This window comes from Pseudogracilibacillus amylolyticus (SeqCode), assembly GCF_051918545.1.
Lineage (GTDB): Bacteria > Bacillota > Bacilli > Bacillales > Amphibacillaceae > Pseudogracilibacillus.
Map to the genome: position 1 here is coordinate 1 of NZ_JBPPZG010000048.1, position 20,899 is coordinate 20,899.

Here is a 20,899-nt window from a genome sequence, read left to right on the forward strand (position 1 = left end):
TTAAATGATCGACTAAAACATTCCATGGCGACAATAGAAAAGGAACAAAAAAAATTAAGTTCCGTCTTGGAAAATATGACTGAAGGTGTTATTGCTACGGATAGTAAAGGAGAAATAACACTAATTAACGAAGCGGCGGGTCGTTTTTTTAATGAAAATCCTAATAGTTTAATAAGTAAAGACCTATTGGAACTTCTCTCCCTTGATGAAAAAGTGGAAGATATCATTGAATTGCAACAAAGTGGATCGATCGTTCTTGATCTTAGTGAAGGTGAGGAAGTATTTTTAGTACGCGCAAACTTCTCAGTAATAGCGGATCATCATCAAGATCAGAAACAAACGAGTGGTCTGATTGCCGTGTTAAGTGACGTTACGGAAGAAGAAAGAGTTGAACAGGAAAGAAGAGAGTTTGTATCGAATGTATCTCATGAATTAAGAACCCCGTTAACGACGTTAAGAAGTTATATTGAAGCTTTAACAGATGGAGCATGGAAAGATACAAACATTGCACCGAAGTTTTTGGAAGTGACTCGAAATGAAACAGAGCGCATGATTCGGATGGTAAATAGTTTATTACAATTGTCCCGAATGGATAGTAAAGAACTCACCTTGAACCGGGAGAATGTAGACTTTGTACCTTATTTCCATAAAATAATTGATCGATTTGAAATGAATGAAAAAGACGGAAATATAACATTCGTACGTGAAATTCCTAATGCATCCTATTTTGTTTGGATTGATAAAGATCAAATGACACAAATACTTGATAATATTATTTCCAACGCAGTAAAGTATTCTCCAGATGGTGGGAAAATCACGTGCAAAGTTCAGTTGCAAATAAGACAAATTGTTATAAGCGTCAAAGATGAAGGAATTGGAATTGAATATGATAAGCTAGATAAAATATTTGATCGTTTTTATCGAGTAGATAAAGCGAGAACTAGAAAACTTGGAGGAACGGGACTAGGTTTAGCAATTACTAGAGAACTAGTTGAGGCACATTATGGAAGGATTTGGGTTAACAGTATTGAGGGTAAAGGAACAACTATATACTTTACTCTACCGCTTATTAATGAGAGGCGGAGGCGAGAGGCATGAAATATGAAACAGTAAAGACATTTATTTTAGTTGTTCTCGTAGGAATTAGTTTTCTATTGTCATTTATCATATGGAGCTATCGGCCCAATTACGAAGACTATTATGATGCTAGCTATGTGAATGAAGTAGATGTTGGGGGAATTGAATTAACAAAAAATGATTTGATAATTCCAACAGAAGTTATTTTTCGGGACGATCAGAAAGCTACAGGTTTTATCAATCCGAATGATCAACTGTTATTTTATAAAAACATTGCCTCTTGGATGTTGTACGATTATCGGGTGACAAATTCAGATGGAAGGCCGGATGACAAGAAAAATTATGTTGAATTAATTTTTCCAAGCGCTATACCGGCTGAACTACTTATGAGTTTATTTACATTCCATGATGAATTTGAACCGCCCAACTGGTCGTTTGATCGGGTGTTTTTAGTTGTTGATGAAGGACAAGATAAACTAGAATTATTAATACCATCTGTGGATCAAAGAAAAGAAATCACTGCAAAAATAGAAAAATCAGACGTGTATAATGAGTTATTATCCTATATGGATAATGAAGAAAAATTAGAAGAATATATTAGTTTTGGAAAAAATGATCACCCAATCTATCTTCCTAAAGAACGTGTAAAGTCATCAAGTAAGACGTTGATAGGTAGTAAAATTGAGCCTAGTTCTTTTATTAATGCATTATTTAGTAACCCGTCTCTTGTAAAGCCAAACACAAAAGAAGCTTATTTTACGGATGGCCAACGAGGAATGAGAATTGAGCATGATGGACGTAAATTAGAGTATATTAATCCAATTCAATCTTCTTATAATATGTTAGATTCGATGGAGTTGCTTGATAAAAGTATAAATAATATAAATGAACATAAAGGTTGGACGAATGAATTCTTATTTGAAAAGATAAACAAGCCAAAAAACAATATTCAATTTCGGCTTTATTATGAAGGTTATCCTATATTTGATAATCATTCCTTAAGTACGATTGAACAAGAGTGGCGGGAACAAGATTTATATTTGTATTCAAGACCACTTATAATACTAGGTAATCTACTAAATTCAAGAGATGTTGAGTTGCCATCAGGGCAAGAGGTCAGTAATTATCTTGTAAATGATGAACAAATGGAGATAGAGAACATTCAAGATATTCAAGTAGGATATTCCTTAACTTTTTTAGATGAAGCTCATAGTTTAATGTTAGAACCAAATTGGTTTATATTATATAAAGGTGAATGGGTGAAGTTAAATTTACTCGATAACCAACAAGATTTACATTTTGAGGGAGGGGATTAACAATGCATTGGGGCCAGATAAAGACATTATTAATCCTCAGCTTTCTAATTTTGGATATTTACCTTTTTATGCAATTTTTAGATAAAAAAGATCAAGCCGACATTGGAGTACTTGAACAACAGTCATCAACAATCGAGGAACAGTTAAAAGCTGAAGAAATTACTTTTCAAGATTTACCTGAACAAGAATATGAAGAGGCATTTATTTCTGTCCAGCAACAAATGTTTCGTAAAGATGAATTAAGTAGTTTTAATCGAAGTGAATTTCAAGACACATATATAGTTAATAAGTATTTACTCTTGTCTATGTTAGATGATCCGATTAAAATTAAAGAAGACATCAAAAGTGACAAAGTTACCGAAATTTTTAATAGCATCGTTTATTATCCTGAAGAATATTCGTTTTGGAACTGGAATAAAGAGCTAAATGTCTTAATATTTTTCCAAAAAAAGATGGATCGTCCCGTTTACTATAATCAAAACGGGCTTGTCCTATTATTTTTAAATGATGATAATGAGATTACATTTTATATTCAAACAATGCTTGGGGAAACGGAGCCAATTGCGGAAAAGTGGAAATTAATTAAACCTATTCGAGCAATTGAAACTTTATATGGTGCAAGTGAATTAAAATCAGGTGATGATATTACAGATGTTAAGATTGGATTTCATACAAGAGTTCCCTTTGAGACAGGCGTACAAGTTTTTGCCCCAATTTGGAAAGTGAAGGTAAATGAAGAAAAAGATTATTTTGTAAATGCGATTGAAGGGTTTATCTTTTCGACAGAAGAGCAGGAATTTCTAGAAGAAGTGATACAATCGGCAATTGACAAAGTTCAAGTATCTTGGGACGACAATACTTACCCGGGGAAAATGATAGAAGATTTAAAAGAGCGATTAGAAAAGATATCGGGGTGAATATAGAAAATGACTATGCGCTTTAGTGTACTTGCTTCTGGCAGTACAGGTAATGCGTTTTATTTGGAGTCTCATGAGACAAGACTCCTTGTTGATGTTGGTTTAAGTGGTAAAAAAATGGATCAGCTATTTAAGCAGATTGACATTGACCCTACTAAATTAAATGGTATTTTAGTGACACATGAGCATAGTGATCATATTAAAGGTTTAGGGATATTAGCTAGGAAGTATAATTTGCCAATTTATGCAAACGACCTCACATGGAAAGCAATGAAAAAAAACATTGGTAAAATAAGTCCTGATCAATGTTTTCATTTCGAAGCTAATAGTGTGAAAACATTTGGAAATATCGATGTAGAATCGTTTTCTGTTTCACATGACGCAGCCGATCCAATGTTTTTTAATTTTCATTGTGAAGGTAGAAAAGTTTCACTTGTCACAGACTTAGGTTATGTTTCTGAGAAAATAAAAAAGACGGTTGAAAATGCGGATGCTTATATTTTTGAAGCAAATCATGATATTAGTATGTTACAAATGGGTCGATATCCTTGGAATGTGAAGCGAAGAATTTTGGGAGATTCTGGACATGTTTCTAACGAAGACTGTGGCCTTGCACTCAGTGAAGTTATTAAAGATAAAACTAAGAGAGTATATTTAGCTCATTTGAGTAAAGATAATAACATGAAAGAATTAGCGAGAATGTCCGTTGACCAAGTGTTGAAAGAGCGCGATGTAGATGTTCAATTATTTGATACAGACCCAGAAAATCCAACAGCTTTATATGAAGTAGTTTAAATGTAAATAAAATGTCTAAATAAAATATAGGTTTAAATGATATAATAATGAAAGGTATTTTACATATTTTAACTCGGCAAAGGGAGTTGTTACTATGGGTTATTATAATGATAAACCGGCGAATAAAAAATGGGGAGGTTGGTTACTTCCTATCATTATTGGCCTTGGAGTGGGGATCTTACTTATGTTAGTTATTTATCCAAACTTTACAGGGAAAAATGCAGTATTAAATAATGATGATGAACAAGGGACTGTTACTACTGAAGACGGAATTCGTGAACATATCAATGTAGATGTATCCACACAAATAACAGATGTCGTAGAAAATGTATCTCCAGCTGTTGTTGGTGTAACTAATATTCAACAACGTGCAGATTTTTGGCAACAAGGTGAAGCAAGTGAAGCAGGTACCGGTTCAGGTGTCATTTACAAAAAAGATGACGGTTATGCTTATATTGTGACGAATCATCACGTTGTTGAAGGAGCGGATATACTTGAAGTAGTATTAAAAGATGATACTAATTTGGAAGCTGAATTACTAGGTAGTGACTTATTTACAGATCTTGCCGTTTTACGTGTAAAAGCTGATAATATTGATACTATGATAGAAATGGGCTCTTCAGAAAACTTAAAGGTAGGAGAACCGGCAATTGCAATTGGAAACCCGTTGGGACATATGTTTGCAGGTTCTGTAACCCAAGGTATTATTAGTGGGAAACAGAGAACTATCCCTCAAGATTTTAATCAAGATGGACGACCTGATTGGCAAGCTGAAGTAATTCAAACTGATGCTGCAATTAATCCGGGAAATAGTGGTGGAGCATTAATTAATATAGATGGTCAACTTATTGGAATTAACTCCATGAAAATTAGTCAAAACATCGCTCAAGGAATTGGTTTTGCAATTCCAATAGATACAGCACGACCTATTATAGAGGAACTTGAGAAAACTGGAACAGTAACTAGACCCTACTTAGGAGTGGAAATATACTCATTAGAGGAAGTACCAAAAGTAGAATGGAAAAATACGTTGAAATTACCTGACTCTGTTGAAGGTGGAGTTTATATTTGGAGTATTGAACCATTATCTCCAGCAGATCAAGCTGGCCTTGATCGACTTGATGTCATAACGGAATTTGCCGGAAAACCAGTTTTAAATATTTTAGATTTACGAAAAACGTTGTACCAAGAGTTAAAAATTGGGGAGAAAGCAGATATTGTTTATTATCGTGATGGAGAACGATTTGAGACAACTGTTAAGCTAGGCGAACAGAAATAATAAGCGAACGCTACTCATATTAGGTTGAGTAGCGTTTTTTGTATTTAAATCGTGGAATTGATGAGTTGAAGGATACTGTGCAGTAGTAAAAAAATTGTAAACCTAGTTGGTAAACCGTTGATTTCCACTGCGGACAGTTGCTTTCCGCGGGCACGGCCTCAGCCTCTTCCGGAAGCAAAAACCGCTTCCTGCAGAGTCTTCAGACACGTGCTGTTCCCGCAGGAGTCAACGGTTCTACGCTCCAAACAACCACCATAATTAGTGATAATTTACACTCTCAACGCAATCCCAGCGGAGTAAATATACGGAGACTCCTGTGGGAGGATAGGCCTAGATGAGACAACGCAGGAGCAAAGCGACGAGGATGGCTCAACAGCCGCCCACGGAAAGCGTAGTATATTTCCGTAGCGGTATTTAGCTTTGTGACTTCGTTTTTCCTAGAGCGGAAAGCATCTAGCTTATTAATTTACAACTACTCCACAGCTTATGGATGTTATAGAAAAGCAACGGGTCTTTTTGATGTTGAGCGGTTGAGATTCCTAATATTTTTACAATTAATAATTTATAGTTACGCACAAATATTAACAGTTATACACAATCTGTGGACAAACCTGTGGAACGATTGTTTCCTTGTCGGTGGTATATAGAGAAAAATGTCGAATAATATCAATATATATGTGCTGATCTGTGCATATGTGAATAAACATGTGCATAAGAAGAATTTGTTTTATTAAGAAGTTGTCCACAAGTTATTTTCAGTTCATTTTTCATGCCAATCTTTTTTTAATAATCCGTAAACTATATGGTCAACATAATGATCATAAAGCCATTCCGCTTCCCGGAGACGACCTTCTTTTTTAAAACCTAGCCTCTCAGCAATGGCACAGCTTGCCTTATTTTCACTCGCTGCACGCACTTCGATTCGATTCAATGATAATTCAATGAACCCGTAGGAAATTAACGCAGCAACAGACTTTGTCATCAGACCCTTTCCTTGATATTCTTGCCCTAACCAATACCCGATCGTTCCAATTCTATTTGTGAAATCCAACTTATTAAAACTAACAACACCGACTAATTGATCCTTAACAAAAACACCTGCTGTTATTCCTTGTCGATTATTATATATTAGAAAAGAATTTTTAATAAACGTCATCGTATCAGAATCAGATTGAATTTGATCTAACCATGGTAGCCATTTTTTTAAATATTCTCTTGAGTCGCAAGTTAGTTTGTATAAGGCTTTCGCATCACGGGCAGATAACATACGCAATTTAATATGATCATCAACAGTTAATTTAAACAAAAATACACACCTCAATTAATATTACTTACAAGACTTTTTATTTTTCTTTCATAAATTTTATAGTCCATTTCCGAAAACAAAACAAAGATTACTTTACCAAAATCATTCTTCTTTAAAAATTCCAATACAGTTTCTAAAGCAATGGATGAAGCCAACTCAATAGGGTATCCATAAGCACCAGTTGATATCGATGGAAATACGATACTTTTTAAACCATGTTGTGTAGCAAGATTGAGAGCATTACGGTAACAGTTGCCCAATTGTCTTTCCTGTATATCTTTTAGATTTTTATCCCAAATGGGTCCAACCGTGTGGATAACATATTTTGCGGGCAAATTATACCCCTTAGTAATCACTGCTTCGCCAGTTTGAAGGTATTCACCATTTAATTCATTTTTTCGTATACTTTTGCAAGCTCTCTGAAGTTCAGGGCCTGCAGCCTTATGAATGGCTCCATCTACTCCACTACCGCCTAATAGCGATCCGTTTGCGGCATTGACAATTACATCTTCAAATTGCTTTGTAATATCACCTAAACTAATTTGTATGGTGTTTTCATTAATTGTATATAACATTCAATACCCCCTCGTATTTATTATACTATATAATGCGAAAGGTTTTCAGATTATTGTAAAAACAGTAGTTGAAATAATGTACTAGTGTTAATAGTTGTAAGGGTTGGTGGAAAAGACTGGGTTGACAAATAACGGGTTCATATTGTATAGTTAATTCAACAATGTTGAATGAAATGAAACTTAGGTTTAATGTTTTTTAATGGTGGTGCTGAAAGCGTTTTAATAAAGGAGAGAATTATATGCGTAGACCAAATAATGTGTTCATCAAAGAAGTCGGGCCAAGAGATGGATTGCAAAATGAAAAAGAATGGGTTTCTACAGATGATAAAGTGGAATGGATTAACATGCTTTCAGAGTCTGGTATAAAAGAAATTGAGTTTTCATCATTTGTTCATCCAAAGTGGGTTCCCGCATTAAAAGATGCTCGTGAAGTTGGCAAAAGAATAACTCGTAATCCTGATGTAACGTATTCTGCGCTTGTTCCAAATGAAAAAGGCCTTGAACACGCTTTAGAAGCTGGCATTGATATGGCATCGGTTTTCATGTCGGCAAGTGAGACGCATAATCGAAAAAACATTAATAAATCCATTGCTGAAACGTATCCTGTTTTAAAAAAGGTAATTGATGGAGCAAAACAGGAGGGAAAACGGGTTACCGGATATATTTCTACTGTTTTTGATTGTCCTTTTGAAGGGAAAATAAATACAGATAATGTGCTTCGCGTTTGTGACCGATTATTTGAACTTGGAGTAGATGATCTTTCATTAGGTGATACAATAGGCACAGCAGTCCCTTCGCAAGTCGAGGAATTATTAGAAGCAGTATTATATCGTTTTCCAAACAAAGATATTATCATGCATTTTCACGATACTAGAGGAATGGCAATAGCAAACATTGTTACCTCTATGGATTATGGAATTAATCGTTTCGACTCATCCGTCGGTGGGCTTGGTGGTTGTCCATATGCCCCAGGAGCTGCGGGAAATGTGGCAACGAATGATCTACTGTATTTATTACATGGGTTAGGCATAAATACGGGAATTGACGAAAAGAAATTAGAACAAGCGGCATTTTTTATCCAAGATAAATTAGATAAACAACTGCCGAGTAGAGCACTCTCCTATATAGACAGTCAAACGAAAAAAAGGAATGAGTTCGTACAAGCGAGCGACAAGAAAATAATGGAGTCTCCACCACGAAAAAGGGAGATTATTTACTTTTTCTTAAAAAATCAATATGATAAGCTTCGGAGTAAGGAGTAAAATAAAAAATCATCATTTTTATCTTTATGATAAGAATGATGATTTTTTAATACGCCACACATCTCTACATGGAACCTATTTTTTATGATAAAATTAGGACAGAGAAGTTTGAAAGGGGAGAATTATCATCAATCTTGATAATTTAGGGAAAAAAATTAAACAATTACGTTTACGACAAAAAAAAACGCAACAACAAATAGCGGATGAGTGCAATATCTCCAAAAGCCTCTTGTCTAAAATAGAAAATGGGCAAACTTCTTCTGCGATAGCTACATTATCAAAAATTTCAAAAGTATTAGATGTGCCATTATCTTGGTTATTAGAGGATAATCCGGAACAAGATCTAGTGTTGTTATTTAAATCTGAAAGGCAATCAAAAGTTGGTGATGAACATATGGGTTATTCATATGAATTACTAGCTAATCGATCTAGATTCACAGGTGTTGAACCGACAATTGTTCATGTTACCCCAAAAAATATTAATTTAAGAGAAGATGCATATACACATACACAAGATGAATTTATTTATATATTAAAAGGGGCAATAGAACTTTTTTATAATGGTAGTACACATTTCATGAAACAAGGAGATACGGCCTATTTTAATGGCACTAAACCTCATTTATTTATACCAGTCGATAATGAAGGTGCAGAGGTTTTAACCTTATTTATCGAAACGAATGACTAATTTGTTTATATGAATTTTTTAAAGGAGGGACGTCAAATGTCATTAGATATGATTAAATTTTTTGCTTCGATTATTTTTGCCACTCTTGTCTTAATAAAAATTTTGCCAGGTCGTGGTGTTGCCCAAATTACAGTAAATGATTTGCGCGAACAATTAAAAGACGAATCCATTCAATTTATCGATGTACGTCCACCTGTTAAGTACAATCAATTTCATATATATGGTTTTGAGAACATTCCTCTTAGAGAAATTCGTAAACAAGCCAAAAGATTATCGAAGGATAAGAAAACGGTCGTCATTTGCCAAACGGGCGCAAAAGGGAATGAAGCTTGTAAACGACTAAAAAGAAGAGGTTTTAAGAATTTGGCAAATGTACAAGGTGGGTTAAGTACATGGGAACCAATTCATATTGATCGATCATAAAAAGAAACAAGGAAAAAAGATAGAGAAAACCGAACTAGATTTTAAATTTTTATTAGTTCGGTTTTTTGTTGTTATTGTTGAAAAATTATACAATAATAAATATATTCAGCTGACATTAAGGCCTCAGTTCAGCCTCCGACACAAGTACGTCCTGTGTTGCGGAGGCTTAAAGCCATGACAGTTAGGAGAATAGTCCATAGAGAAAATAACGGTACAAGAATTGATGAAAAGCTTATCAACAGATTCCACTACGTATGAGGGTTGGACATTATAATAGTAATTTCAGACTTCCTTTCCTTCGTTCGTCTTAGGATACGAATATCCACTTTTATTTTTCATAGATATTTCGTAAATCCTTTTTTAATACTTTCCCACTTGGATTCTTTGGTAAAGCGTCTGTAAAGTATACGAATTTCGGAGATTTAAATGTCGATAAATGTTGTTTACAAAATTCAATGATAGCTTCTTCTGTTAAAGACATATTTTCTTTTAAAACAACTATGGCGGTAATCGCTTCAATCCAGTAATCATCTTTAATACCAATTACGGCAACTTCTGCTACTTCTTTCAGCTGATAGATTACTTCTTCTACTTCCCTGCTTGAAACACTAATTCCTCCAGTATTAATAATATCTTTTTTTCGATCAACAATTGTAATATACCCTTCTTCATCCATAACGCCAAGATCACCACTATGAAACCAACCATGTTTAAAAGCTTCCAACGTTTTTTCGGGATCATTTAAATATCCGAGCATTGCATGTGGTGTTCGGTGTACAATTTCACCTATTTCCCCTCTAGGTACTTCAAAGCCATTTTCATCGACAATTTTCGTTTCGACATGTAAGGTTGGTTTGCCTGCAGATCCAAGTTTTCGTAACTGATCTTCCGGTTGTAAGGCTGTAGCAAGTGGTGCAACTTCTGTTTGACCGTAGAAATTCCAAAACCGAGAATTCGGCAATCTTCTTGATAATTCTCTTAATATTTCCCGGGGCATAATTGCTGCTCCGTAATAACATTTTTCCAAAGTATTTAATTGGAAATTGTCGAAATCGGGATGACGGAGCATCGCAATCCATACGGTCGGTGGTGCAAATAATTGCGAAGCTTTATGTTTTTCAATCGTCTCCATAATGATTGCCGGATTCGCTTCTTCAAGGATAATTCCAGTTGCACCAATATAGATGCTTGGCCCTAAAAAGACATGCAGCTGGGCACTGTGGTAAAAAGGAAGTGCATGAACAAGAATGTCATGACTACTCATTTGCCCATCGACTACACTACTTACGTATTCACTAATAATACTTTTATGCGAAAGCATTACTCCTTTTGGCGAAGATTCTGTACCACTTGTATATAAAATGTGGGCGAGATCATCATCGTTAATATCCACTTCAACTGGTGTTATTTCCTGGTTATATTGAATTTTAGATAATGCGATCCAGCCATCTCTAGTAGATTCTGCACTTATTGTTTCTAATAAATATCGATGTTTTATCGTCGCCCCTTTAGCGGATTGATCAAGTGTTTCCGCATATTCAGTTGTTGCAAATAAACCATCCACTTCAGCATGATTTAAAATATAGCCAATATCTTTTTCCGTTAACATATAATTTATGGGGATTAATACAGCTCCAATTTTAGCTACTGCAAAATTAATAATGACAAAGTCTAAGTTATTTTTGGAAAGTAGTGCCAATTTGTCTCCTTTTTTAATACCCTCTTTCATTAAGCCGTGGGCGGTTTGGTTGACCAAATGGTATAATTCCAAATAAGTCACGCTACGATTTTTGTATGTAAAAGCAAGTTTGTCCGGGTATCGCGCGGCCGTTCTTGTCAATAGATCTCCTAGCGTATTTCTCCGTGCACGTTTTATCAAGGTTGCAGATTGATCGTGATGAATGTTTTTCATAGTATCCCTCCACAAAATTTACTTATTATTAGTATATTTCAGAATTTTAGTAATAACAATGCTATTTTTAGATTCGATTACTCTGTCACATGAAATTGTTAAATATACACAAACTATCATTACTTTAAAAAAAGAGGTGGAAATAATGGGCAGAGATGAACATAATAAGCCAAAAGGGAGAAATCGTTTTGCGCAAACACCAAAAAATCAAATTACGGAAAATATCGATGTGAAGTTCTCTCATGAAATAGCAGATGAAGATGATGAAGAAGCAATTAGAAGAGCTCGTGCAGCGGACCGTCGAGTGAAAGAAGATTAATAGCAAAGTTACTATTGTGTAATTTAAACTGTACCAAATCCTAAGAAAAAGAAAAACCCTTCTACTTAAAATTAGAAGGGTTCCAAATATCTTATGGATAGTAAATTGGTGAGCCAGGACCTAAATCGATACCTAATAAAATCCAAACAATAAGTAAAATTGTCCATGATACAAGGAAGAATAATGAATAAGGAATCATAACGGATATTAATGTTCCTATTCCCATCTTTTTATCGTATTTTTGTGCAAATGCAATGATTAGCGCAAAATAGGTCATTAATGGAGTAATAATATTTGTTGACGAATCGGCAATACGATAAGCCATTTGAGTTACTTCAGGTGAATAACCTAATTGCATCATGATTGGTACAAATATTGGTGCCATCATTGCCCATTTTGCGGACGCACTTCCGATAAATAAATTGATAACAGCCGATACTAAGATAAATGCTAATAGAAGCGGAATACCTGTTAAATTAATTTTTTCTAAAAAGTTAGCTCCATAAACACCAACGGCAAGCCCCATATTACTTTCGGAAAAAAAGGCGACGAATTGTCCGGCGGTAAACGCCAAAACAATAAACATTCCCATAGTCCCCATCGTTTTGGCTAACTGATCAGCCACGTCTTTATCATTTCTAATCTCTTTTGTAACCTTTCCATATACAAGACCTGGTACAAAAAATAATAATGCAATAATTGGTACTAAAGAGTCCATGAATGGAGATTGAATAATCGCTCCATTTTCCCCTCGAAGCGGTGCATTCGGTGGTAAGACGAACAACGAGATAATGATTAATGTGATTACAACAGAAGCGATCGACCAAATTAGACCTTTCTTTTCAATTGTTTTTAATCCTTCCAGCTTCTCACGATATATCCCATTATACTCGCCAAGTCTCGGTTCTACTATTCGATCTGTTACCCATGCACCAACGATCGTTAATAAAAAGACAGATACAATGATAAAATAATAGTTCATTGCAACGTTCATCGTTTCTGCATAGGCAGGATCAATAATTTTTGCTGCATCGATTGTCATTCCAGCTAATAATGGGTCTAAAGAAGTGATGATTAAGTTCGCACTAAAACCTCCTGAAACCCCAGCAAATGCAGCGGCTAGTCCTGCGAGAGGATGCCTACCTAACCCGGCAAAAATTACTGCTCCGAGTGGTGGTAAAACAACATATCCCGCGTCTGATGCAACACTTGACATAATACCAGCAAAAACAAGTCCCGCTGTAATAAGCTGCTTTGGAATAAATAAAACAAATCCACGTAATAGTGCACTAATTAGTCCTGTACTTTCGGCAATACCTATTCCAAGCATTGTTACTAGTACAATTCCAAGTGGTGCAAATCCGATAAAGTTATCGGTAATTGATGTGAATATATATTGAATTCCTTCTGTGCTTAATAAGTTTTTAACTTCAACAATCTCCCCTTTATTTCCGGGGTGTTCGACACTTATTCCAAATGAAGAAACAATTGCTGATAAAATCACTACTAACAACGCCAAAATTGCAAATAATGTGACAGGATGTGGCAGTTTATTACCGACTGTTTCTATCCCATCTAAAGAACGTTGCAGCATGCCCTTTTTCTTCACTTTATTTTGTCCCTCCTAAGATACTTTTCTAAAGTATAAAAAAATTATAAAATAACCAACTTCCTATTATAGGAGAAATTAAACTAAATTTAAATAGTTTGAACAAAAGTAGTAATTATCTCTCTCTTCAAAATAATATGTCTATATAAAAATAACCTCTATTATAAATAAATAGAGGTAAAATATTTAATCAACTTTTTCAATTTTTAAAAGTTTGTTCATATCATCTATATCCAAAGCATTTACTATTTTCTCCAAGTGTTCAAATTGAATTCGTTGTCTCTTGCCATTTGCTAGTTCACTTAGTGTTGCTCGCCTAATACCCGTTTTAATATGTAATTGAGTAACGGATAGTCCATATTGATACATTAGTTCGTTAAGTTGTAATTTAACTTTTCTCAAATTTATCCACTCCAAACTATTGACTGTACTTATAAGGGTACAGTATAATGCAGTTAATAGTGTACGCTTTTAGGTACAAAATATTAAGGAGGGTTGAAAAGATGGATATGAATTATATTATGGGAAGAGTAATTCAGAAATTAGCTGTATTAGAAGTCGAACAGAAAATTATTCATATATCTATGAATTTAATGGATAAGGAAGTTTACACTAGAAACGATGCAGTTATAGATCTATTAGATGTTATTGAGTCATTGAATTTTGAATATGAAAGTCTGTTAAATGAAATTAGAGAAGCAAGGAAGGAGGATTAATAGTTACAATCATAGATTCGACATTTGACAACACGAGAACATACGTTTATAATACCCATTAACAAGTTAAAAAAATACCTACATTTTTAAGGGGTTATTTAAGATGTATATGATTAGTAAAGAGAAAGTAAGAGAATACATGGTTAAAAAGGGCATAAAAACACAAAAAGAACTTGCTAATCAATTAGAGATAAGTGAAAGTCAACTGTCTATGTTACTTTCGGAAAATTATAATCCAATAAAAGCCAATGCTATGAAGTTATGTGAAACATTAGATGTCAAAATTGATAACATAACAGAACAACTAGAGTTTGATTTTGATATCGAAAAAAAGGATGCCGCACATGAACCTCTGATTAGAAAATCAAGTAACAATACGGAATTTGTCGAAGTTAGAGGTATTGAACCAAAATCTACATATACAGTTTTAGAATTGTTCGCGGGAGCTGGTGGATTGGCACTAGGGCTTGAACAAGCAGGCTTTGAAACGGTTGGGTTGGTAGAAGTTGATAAGTATGCCTGCGATACGTTAAGAAAGAATAGACCTAATTGGCATGTTATTGAAGATGATATTGTCAAATTAACCGAAGATGGAATAGACCAATATCTTGAAGTACCAAAGATCGGTGAGTTAGATCTTTTGTCGGGAGGTTACCCTTGCCAAGCATTTAGCTATGCAGGAAAGAAGGGCGGATTAAATGATGTTCGTGGAACATTATTCTATAATTATGCAAAACTTTTAAATGATCTTCAACCAAAAATGTTTTTAGCGGAAAATGTTAGAGGATTAGTTAATCACGACGGCGGTAAAACTCTAAAAGTTATGTTAGATGTATTTTCTGAAGCGGGTTATAATGTTAAATGGAAAATACTTAAAGCTCTTGATTATGATGTAGCCCAGAAAAGGGAACGAATTGTTATTGTCGGTATAAGAAAAGACTTATACAGAGAAAATAATGATTTAGATTATTTGTTTCCCAAACCTTATGGTTATCATTTAACTTTAAAGGATATTTTAAAAGATGTTCCACAATCAGATGGTGCAAAATACCCTGAAACAAAAAGAAAAGTGCTTGAACTTGTTCCTCCTGGTGGGTACTGGAGAGATCTTCCGGATGATATAGCTAAAGATTATATGGGTAAAAGCTATTATTCTGGTGGCGGCAGAACTGGTATGGCTAGAAGGCTTTCATGGGATGAGCCTTCACTTACACTTACTTGTTCTCCCGCGCAGAAACAAACGGAAAGATGTCATCCCGATGAAACCCGTCCTTTTACTGTAAGGGAATATGCACGAATTCAGAGTTTTCCTGATGAATGGAAGTTTGATTGCTCGACCTCACAGGCTTATAAACAAATTGGAAATGCTGTTCCAGTAAATATGGCAAAAGCAATCGGACTATCAATTATAAATACTTTAAATAAATTAAACTAAAAAAGTCCTTTTCTTTTTAAGGACTTTTTTAGTTACAAGATGCTTGTTTCAATTTCTTTGGCTAAAGTATCTATTACTTCATTAACGAGATCAGATGAATCAAATTCTAAGGCAATTTCTCCCATTGATTCACCTAATGAGTGATAGAAATCTTTATGGCCAGTTAGACGATGCCAAAATTCTTGCCCTATAATAACGGGATGGTCTTTGTTGATTACTTTATAGTGTGCACTTAATTGTTCTGGGATTCCGTAGAATACACCAACGATAAGGTCGTTTAAACCAATGTGCAGGTTATTAGTACGTGCAAGATTTCGTACGCCATTGAAATGACCTTTAATAGTACTGATATCATCATGATTAATCGTATTTGGACCTGCTTTAATTTGACAATATTTTCTTCTTCCGTCGAGTTTATCAATGAATTCAATATCAATACCGGAAGTAGTAGAAGCAAAACCGTCTAAAATTTCACTACAATATTTTTGGAGCTGTTGGCCAAAACTTGTATTTATAGATGTACCTAAAACTCGCGGATATACTAACGCCTTTGCGATACTTTTGGCATCGCTTTTACCGGTTAAATAAACAGCTTTATAAACATCTAAAAATGGGTTTAAATTAAATTCTTTCAATGATACTAGTTTTTCAGTGTTTTTAATATGGTTTTTTACAATTTCGTTTTTGAAAAAGCGCTTAAATTTTGCAATAATTTGATCAAGTTCTTCTTGATTTAGTTTTTCTTTGCTCATAATAAAACCTCTTTACTTTTATCGTCTTTTATTCATCGTATCATTATTTGCATGCACTATCAATTTATCCTATTTATATCATAGAGTTGTAAATTAAGTGATTTAGGAGATGGAATAATATGAAAAACAATATAAATTAAAAAGCTTTGCTCAAGAAATGCGATCAATAATCTTACAAATCGAACACAACAAACCTCCTAGTAAAAAAAATGAGGCTAAGAATTCCTCGTCACCCTTCGCTTTTCTTTTATCCTCTCTTATTGTTCTATAAAATTTTGAAAATAATTTATATCAGTATTTTGGATTATAAAAAAGTTAAGTTTTGTTCGTTGAATACTAAAAAACTATCTTTTTATAAAAAGATAGTTTTTTAAAGTAATAATTTATTTATGGTACTTCTACGTCGAGACGTGTTGAGTCTGCAGTATCTACTCCATTTGAAAATTCAATTGATAAGAAGCCAGGTATAGAAAATGTAGGTTTTATAGCATAAGTAGTGTGACCGTATTCGGCATAGACAGATAGGTTTTTCTTACCGTGATTATATACTTCAAAGTCAAAGACTCCAGTTCTGGCATACCAATAATTATTATCTACAGCCATATCAAATTTGTAGCCGGCTCCAAATGTACTAGGACCATCATTTTCAAGAAAAGTTGCTGGGGGTCCTGCCCTCCAACGTTGTGGGTTATCAACATGATGATATCTTAAAGCAAATTCTTCGCTTTTTATTAGATTCCAATCATTCCAAGTGAGAGCTACAATATCTTGTCTTTTAATCAGAGGAACACCATGCCAATCAAATCTATATCTAAACTTAGCATTTGTTTTATCTTCAGTGTTCGAGTATTCAATACCACGATTTGTTAATTTGGAGTGAAGCGTTGCTGCAAGTAGTATTGTTTCTTTCTCTGTCCCTTTATAATTTCTTAGTAGTTTTATTTGGTCATCAGTATATCCCATTTTTTTTAGGTCTTCTTTCGGTAAATCTTTATATTTTTTTAAATGTTTTGGGTACTCTTCTTCGATGTTTTTTATTATGTTTAATTCTGTTTGATTATATCCGTTTAATTTGAGGGTTGAATTGTCTTTTTTGGAGAGTTCTTTCAACATTTCATATTCATTTATTGTAACTGTATTTCCGTCGTTTTTTTCTTCTGCTAAAATAATATTTGGTGTTAATAATATGACAGCTAATAAAAATAAGATAGTTAACATTTTATTCATGATAATTCCTCCTTGTATATTATGTTTAGACCTAATTTTTTAGGTTTTTAAAAGAATCTTTTGTTCCTTGAAAATTAAATAATTTCTTACGCTTTATTTGATATTGGGGGGCGTAGCTTCGATATGAGCGTTAGCTTGCGAAGCAAGGTAAAAGCTCATTAGAAGGAAGCAAGCGTAAGCGCGATAGCCCCATGGTCATGCAAATTTGTTTACGATGCTGAGCTGTCTTTGGGAAAATAGCTATAGGTAGTGTCTTACCAAGGGAATGTTCCGATTCCCCCTATTTTTTTTTAATTTGTTCTACAATGTAAAGAGTGCAACCAACTATCAATCCACTTAAGAAAATAATACCGAGATATATTGGATTTATGTAAGACTGTGTTACATCACCTCCTGAAGAAAATATAATATTAGATATAAAGTTGCCAAATATAAATACAACTAAATAACATGTAATCATTGTTATAACAATTGCTCTCATAATTTTTAACTCTCCCCAAAAGTTTTAAGATCAAATAAATCTTATCATAATTTACTAGATATGGAAAAAATGAGAGATTTTGATTCCGTTTAATTTAATTAATAAGGGTAAAATTTAGTTAGTATAAATGTGAGTTGTATTCAAGAATAAGTTAATATTAGTAATTTTCTCTTGTTTCAGTTTTAGATTTTCTTGTTGGATTTCAGCAACTACTTTAGATATAGGGATTTTTTATTATCCTCCATTATTTCAGACCTTATAGATAGACTTCTGGAATTAATTGTCAAACTCCTCCTTTTTTCTGCAAAACAAAAAACACACTTATAAATGCGTATTATTTTCTTTTTAAGCCCTAACTTTTGTAGATTGCTAGATATTGTATTCGTTAATTCTGTTGAATTGATGGTAAGTAAAAAGTTTCTAAAAGCCAACATAAGCTAGGAGAGTAGCTAACTGTATCTGCTAAATATCTTTACCCTGATCGACCGGCATTCAGCATGTTGGGCGCGTTACACTGCATCATTTTCTGCCACTCAGCATGTTGGGCGCGCGACACCGCATCATTTTTCGTCACTCAGCATGTTGGGCACACGACTCCGCATCAATCAGCTGCCACTTCGCATTAAGGGCTAATAGCTGCCGAAAAGTAAACTTTCAACTATCAATTCGAGTATCTGTTAGCACTCACTCTATTGGTGCGAAAGTTGAGTCATTAATTTTTCTCTTCAAAAAAAAGAACTTGAAAAGTCACGCAGTTCTCACGTAATCTTTTTAGATTCTTCCCATTACTTATATATTTGTCTGCATTATAACCTTAATTCAGAAAAATACACAATATCACAATCTATGATTAATAAAAATTCTTTGCCATTCCTTGCTTTAAAAACTATAATCAAGAGAACAGTTTTAAAAAGGGGTGTCACGATGATTCGGCGTTTTTTTTCTTATTACAAACCGCATAAACGGTTATTTATTATAGATTTTACAAGTGCTGTTATTGTAGCTATGTTGGAACTTGCTTTTCCGGTGGCAGTTCAATGGTTTATCGATGATTTATTACCGGGTAATAATTGGGATCTTATTGTGAAGGTAAGTATTGGGTTGTTTTTCATTTATTTATTAAGTACATTTCTACAATATGTCGTTACCTATTGGGGGCATAAGCTAGGTCTAAATATTGAAACGGATATGCGAGAAGACCTTTTTCACCATGTACAGAAACAATCATTTCGTTTTTTTGACAATACAAAGACGGGTCATATTATGAGTCGGATTACAAATGACTTATTCGAAATTGGCGAGCTTGCTCACCATGGTCCAGAAGATTTATTCATTGCTGTTATGACGTTTATTGGTGCTTTTTGGATAATGATTACGATCAATGTACAACTTGCGCTCATCATTTTGTTTATCGTTCCAATCCTCATCTTTTTCATGACGTACAGTAATATTAAAATGAGTAAAGCTTGGCGTTCGATGTATGAAGATATTGCCGGGGTTAATGCTCGAATTGAAGATGCGGTTTCTGGAGCGCGTGTTGTGCAATCTTTTACAAATGAAACATATGAAATGGATCGTTTTAACGAAAATAATCAATTATTTCGTAAGTCAAAATTAGGCGCATATAAAGTGATGGCGTTCGTTCATTCCAATATTTATATGTTAATGCGGTTCATTACACTAGTCGTTTTAATTGTTGGTGCTTGGTTAAGCTTTAATAATAAGCTAACGTACGGGGAACTAGTCGCCTTTGTCTTATATGTAAATGTTCTATTTAAGCCAATTGAAAAAATAAGTGCATTACTTGAATTATATCCAAAAGGAATGGCGGGATTTCGCCGTTTTATCGATTTACTGGAAATAAATCCTGATGTAAAGGATAGAAAAGGTGCGAAAAATGTTACACATTTAAAGGGAGATATTTCATTTAATGATGTGACATTTACGTATGACAAATCGCAGGAGCCGGTATTAAAAGGAATGAGTTTTAATATTAAGCCAGGTGAAACAATTGCATTTGTTGGTCCTTCAGGTGCAGGTAAAACAACGATTTGTTCATTAATTCCACGGTTTTATGACGTACAAAAAGGCGCGATAACAATCGATGGAATAGACATAAGAGATATGACAATGCGATCACTTCGGAAACAAATTGGCATTGTTCAACAAGATGTTTTCTTATTTACTGGAACTCTGCGTGAAAATATCGCTTATGGAAAGCTAGACGCGACCGATGAAGAAATTGAAGAAGCGGCAAAACTAGCACATATGGAAGAATTTATTGCCGAACTGCCGGATGGCTATGAAACACAAGTAGGAGAACGTGGCTTGAAATTATCAGGAGGTCAAAAACAGCGGATTGCGATCGCGCGCATGTTTTTAAAAGATCCTTCTATTTTAATTTTGGATGAAGCGACGTCTGCGCTTGATACAGAAACTGAGGCGATCATTCAAGAAGCATTAATGAATTTGTCAAAAAATCGGACTACATTAATCATCGCTCACCGGTTAGCGACAATTAAACATGCTGATCGAATTATGGTTGTTACAAAAGATGGGATCAAAGAAGAAGGAAATCACGAAGAATTAATTGATCAAGGTGGTATATTTGCCCATCTTCATGAGATTCAGCTAAGGTAGCACGATTTTAGAATCATTCAATAAAGAGAGCCGATTATAAAATACCACGAAAGCTTAGAAACACAGATGTATAATAGTCATTAAAGGAGTGTGAAAAAGATTAGTAAGGATAGGCGGGAAATCTATCATATTGGTGTCATGATTATCTTTTTTTCAAAAGATCTTATAAC

19 protein-coding genes are annotated in these 20,899 nt (G+C 34.2%); 12 read left to right on the top strand and 7 right to left on the bottom strand.

Features of this window, described 5'->3' with window-relative positions; genetic code table 11:
- The 5 genes from ACPYKA_RS07505 to ACPYKA_RS07525 form a co-directional block, all read left to right on the top strand.
- A partial coding sequence (locus ACPYKA_RS07505; RefSeq protein ID WP_479541729.1) for an ATP-binding protein occupies positions 1-1,098 on the top strand: 1,098 nt, incomplete at its 5' end.
- On the top strand, positions 1,095-2,393 hold the full coding sequence (locus ACPYKA_RS07510; protein WP_479541730.1) for a YycH family regulatory protein: 1,299 nt from the start codon (positions 1,095-1,097) through the stop codon (positions 2,391-2,393). The genes ACPYKA_RS07505 and ACPYKA_RS07510, both read left to right, overlap by 4 nt.
- Before the next feature lie 2 nt (positions 2,394-2,395).
- Entirely contained in the window at positions 2,396-3,310 is a 915-nt protein-coding gene (locus tag ACPYKA_RS07515; RefSeq protein ID WP_479541731.1) for a two-component system regulatory protein YycI, read from the top strand.
- 9 nt (positions 3,311-3,319) lie between these two features.
- Entirely contained in the window at positions 3,320-4,105 is a 786-nt protein-coding gene (locus tag ACPYKA_RS07520; protein WP_479541732.1) for an MBL fold metallo-hydrolase, read from the top strand.
- Positions 4,106-4,199: 94 nt separating this feature from the next.
- On the top strand, positions 4,200-5,384 hold the full coding sequence (locus tag ACPYKA_RS07525) for a S1C family serine protease (RefSeq protein ID WP_479541733.1): 1,185 nt from the start codon (positions 4,200-4,202) through the stop codon (positions 5,382-5,384).
- A 760-nt stretch (positions 5,385-6,144) separates the two neighbouring features.
- Here ACPYKA_RS07525 and ACPYKA_RS07530 read toward each other — a convergent pair.
- Positions 6,145-6,690, bottom strand: a complete 546-nt coding sequence (locus ACPYKA_RS07530; RefSeq protein WP_479541734.1) for a GNAT family N-acetyltransferase — start codon at positions 6,688-6,690, stop codon at positions 6,145-6,147.
- Positions 6,691-6,701: 11 nt separating this feature from the next.
- A complete protein-coding gene (locus ACPYKA_RS07535; RefSeq protein WP_479541735.1) occupies positions 6,702-7,265 on the bottom strand; it encodes an O-acetyl-ADP-ribose deacetylase in 564 nt (187 codons plus the stop codon).
- A 239-nt stretch (positions 7,266-7,504) separates the two neighbouring features.
- On the opposite strand from ACPYKA_RS07535, the gene ACPYKA_RS07540 reads away from it, so the two are divergent.
- From ACPYKA_RS07540 to ACPYKA_RS07550, 3 genes are all read left to right on the top strand, one after another.
- Positions 7,505-8,527: a hydroxymethylglutaryl-CoA lyase gene (locus ACPYKA_RS07540; protein ID WP_479541736.1), complete on the top strand. Its 1,023-nt coding sequence runs from the start codon at positions 7,505-7,507 to the stop codon at positions 8,525-8,527.
- A gap of 154 nt (positions 8,528-8,681) precedes the next feature.
- Positions 8,682-9,215, top strand: coding sequence for a helix-turn-helix domain-containing protein (locus ACPYKA_RS07545; protein ID WP_479541746.1), 534 nt, complete (start codon positions 8,682-8,684; stop codon positions 9,213-9,215).
- 36 nt (positions 9,216-9,251) lie between these two features.
- Positions 9,252-9,638: a rhodanese-like domain-containing protein gene (locus ACPYKA_RS07550; RefSeq protein WP_479541737.1), complete on the top strand. Its 387-nt coding sequence runs from the start codon at positions 9,252-9,254 to the stop codon at positions 9,636-9,638.
- A gap of 328 nt (positions 9,639-9,966) precedes the next feature.
- On the opposite strand, the gene ACPYKA_RS07555 is transcribed toward ACPYKA_RS07550, so the two are convergent.
- The gene (locus tag ACPYKA_RS07555; protein WP_479541738.1) at positions 9,967-11,550 is read right to left on the bottom strand and encodes an acyl-CoA synthetase; all 1,584 of its coding nucleotides are present in this window, start codon (positions 11,548-11,550) and stop codon (positions 9,967-9,969) included.
- 145 nt (positions 11,551-11,695) lie between these two features.
- On the opposite strand from ACPYKA_RS07555, the gene ACPYKA_RS07560 reads away from it, so the two are divergent.
- Positions 11,696-11,869, top strand: coding sequence for a YfhD family protein (locus tag ACPYKA_RS07560; protein ID WP_479541739.1), 174 nt, complete (start codon positions 11,696-11,698; stop codon positions 11,867-11,869).
- A 91-nt stretch (positions 11,870-11,960) separates the two neighbouring features.
- Here ACPYKA_RS07560 and ACPYKA_RS07565 read toward each other — a convergent pair whose 3' ends face one another.
- On the bottom strand, positions 11,961-13,463 hold the full coding sequence (locus tag ACPYKA_RS07565) for an AbgT family transporter (protein WP_479541747.1): 1,503 nt from the start codon (positions 13,461-13,463) through the stop codon (positions 11,961-11,963).
- Between the two features lie 201 nt (positions 13,464-13,664).
- Positions 13,665-13,880 (bottom strand): helix-turn-helix domain-containing protein, encoded by a 216-nt coding sequence (locus tag ACPYKA_RS07570; protein ID WP_479541740.1) that lies wholly within the window; start codon positions 13,878-13,880, stop codon positions 13,665-13,667.
- Between the two features lie 101 nt (positions 13,881-13,981).
- Here ACPYKA_RS07570 and ACPYKA_RS07575 point away from each other — a divergent pair, with 101 nt between their 5' ends.
- Both ACPYKA_RS07575 and ACPYKA_RS07580 read left to right on the top strand, forming a co-directional pair.
- Positions 13,982-14,194 (top strand): hypothetical protein, encoded by a 213-nt coding sequence (locus ACPYKA_RS07575; protein ID WP_479541741.1) that lies wholly within the window; start codon positions 13,982-13,984, stop codon positions 14,192-14,194.
- Positions 14,195-14,297: 103 nt separating this feature from the next.
- A complete protein-coding gene (locus ACPYKA_RS07580; RefSeq protein ID WP_479541742.1) occupies positions 14,298-15,629 on the top strand; it encodes a DNA cytosine methyltransferase in 1,332 nt (443 codons plus the stop codon).
- A 32-nt stretch (positions 15,630-15,661) separates the two neighbouring features.
- Here ACPYKA_RS07580 and ACPYKA_RS07585 read toward each other — a convergent pair whose 3' ends face one another.
- Both ACPYKA_RS07585 and ACPYKA_RS07590 read right to left on the bottom strand, forming a co-directional pair.
- Positions 15,662-16,381 carry a PmeII family type II restriction endonuclease gene (locus ACPYKA_RS07585; RefSeq protein ID WP_479541743.1) on the bottom strand — a complete coding sequence of 240 codons (720 nt, stop codon included), beginning with the start codon at positions 16,379-16,381 and terminating at the stop codon, positions 15,662-15,664.
- Positions 16,382-16,768: 387 nt separating this feature from the next.
- Positions 16,769-17,608, bottom strand: a complete 840-nt coding sequence (locus ACPYKA_RS07590; RefSeq protein ID WP_479541744.1) for a hypothetical protein — start codon at positions 17,606-17,608, stop codon at positions 16,769-16,771.
- Positions 17,609-19,013: 1,405 nt separating this feature from the next.
- Between ACPYKA_RS07590 and ACPYKA_RS07595 the strand changes: the two genes are divergently transcribed.
- Positions 19,014-20,729 (top strand): ABC transporter ATP-binding protein, encoded by a 1,716-nt coding sequence (locus tag ACPYKA_RS07595; RefSeq protein WP_479541745.1) that lies wholly within the window; start codon positions 19,014-19,016, stop codon positions 20,727-20,729.
- Positions 20,730-20,899 lie beyond the last annotated feature (170 nt).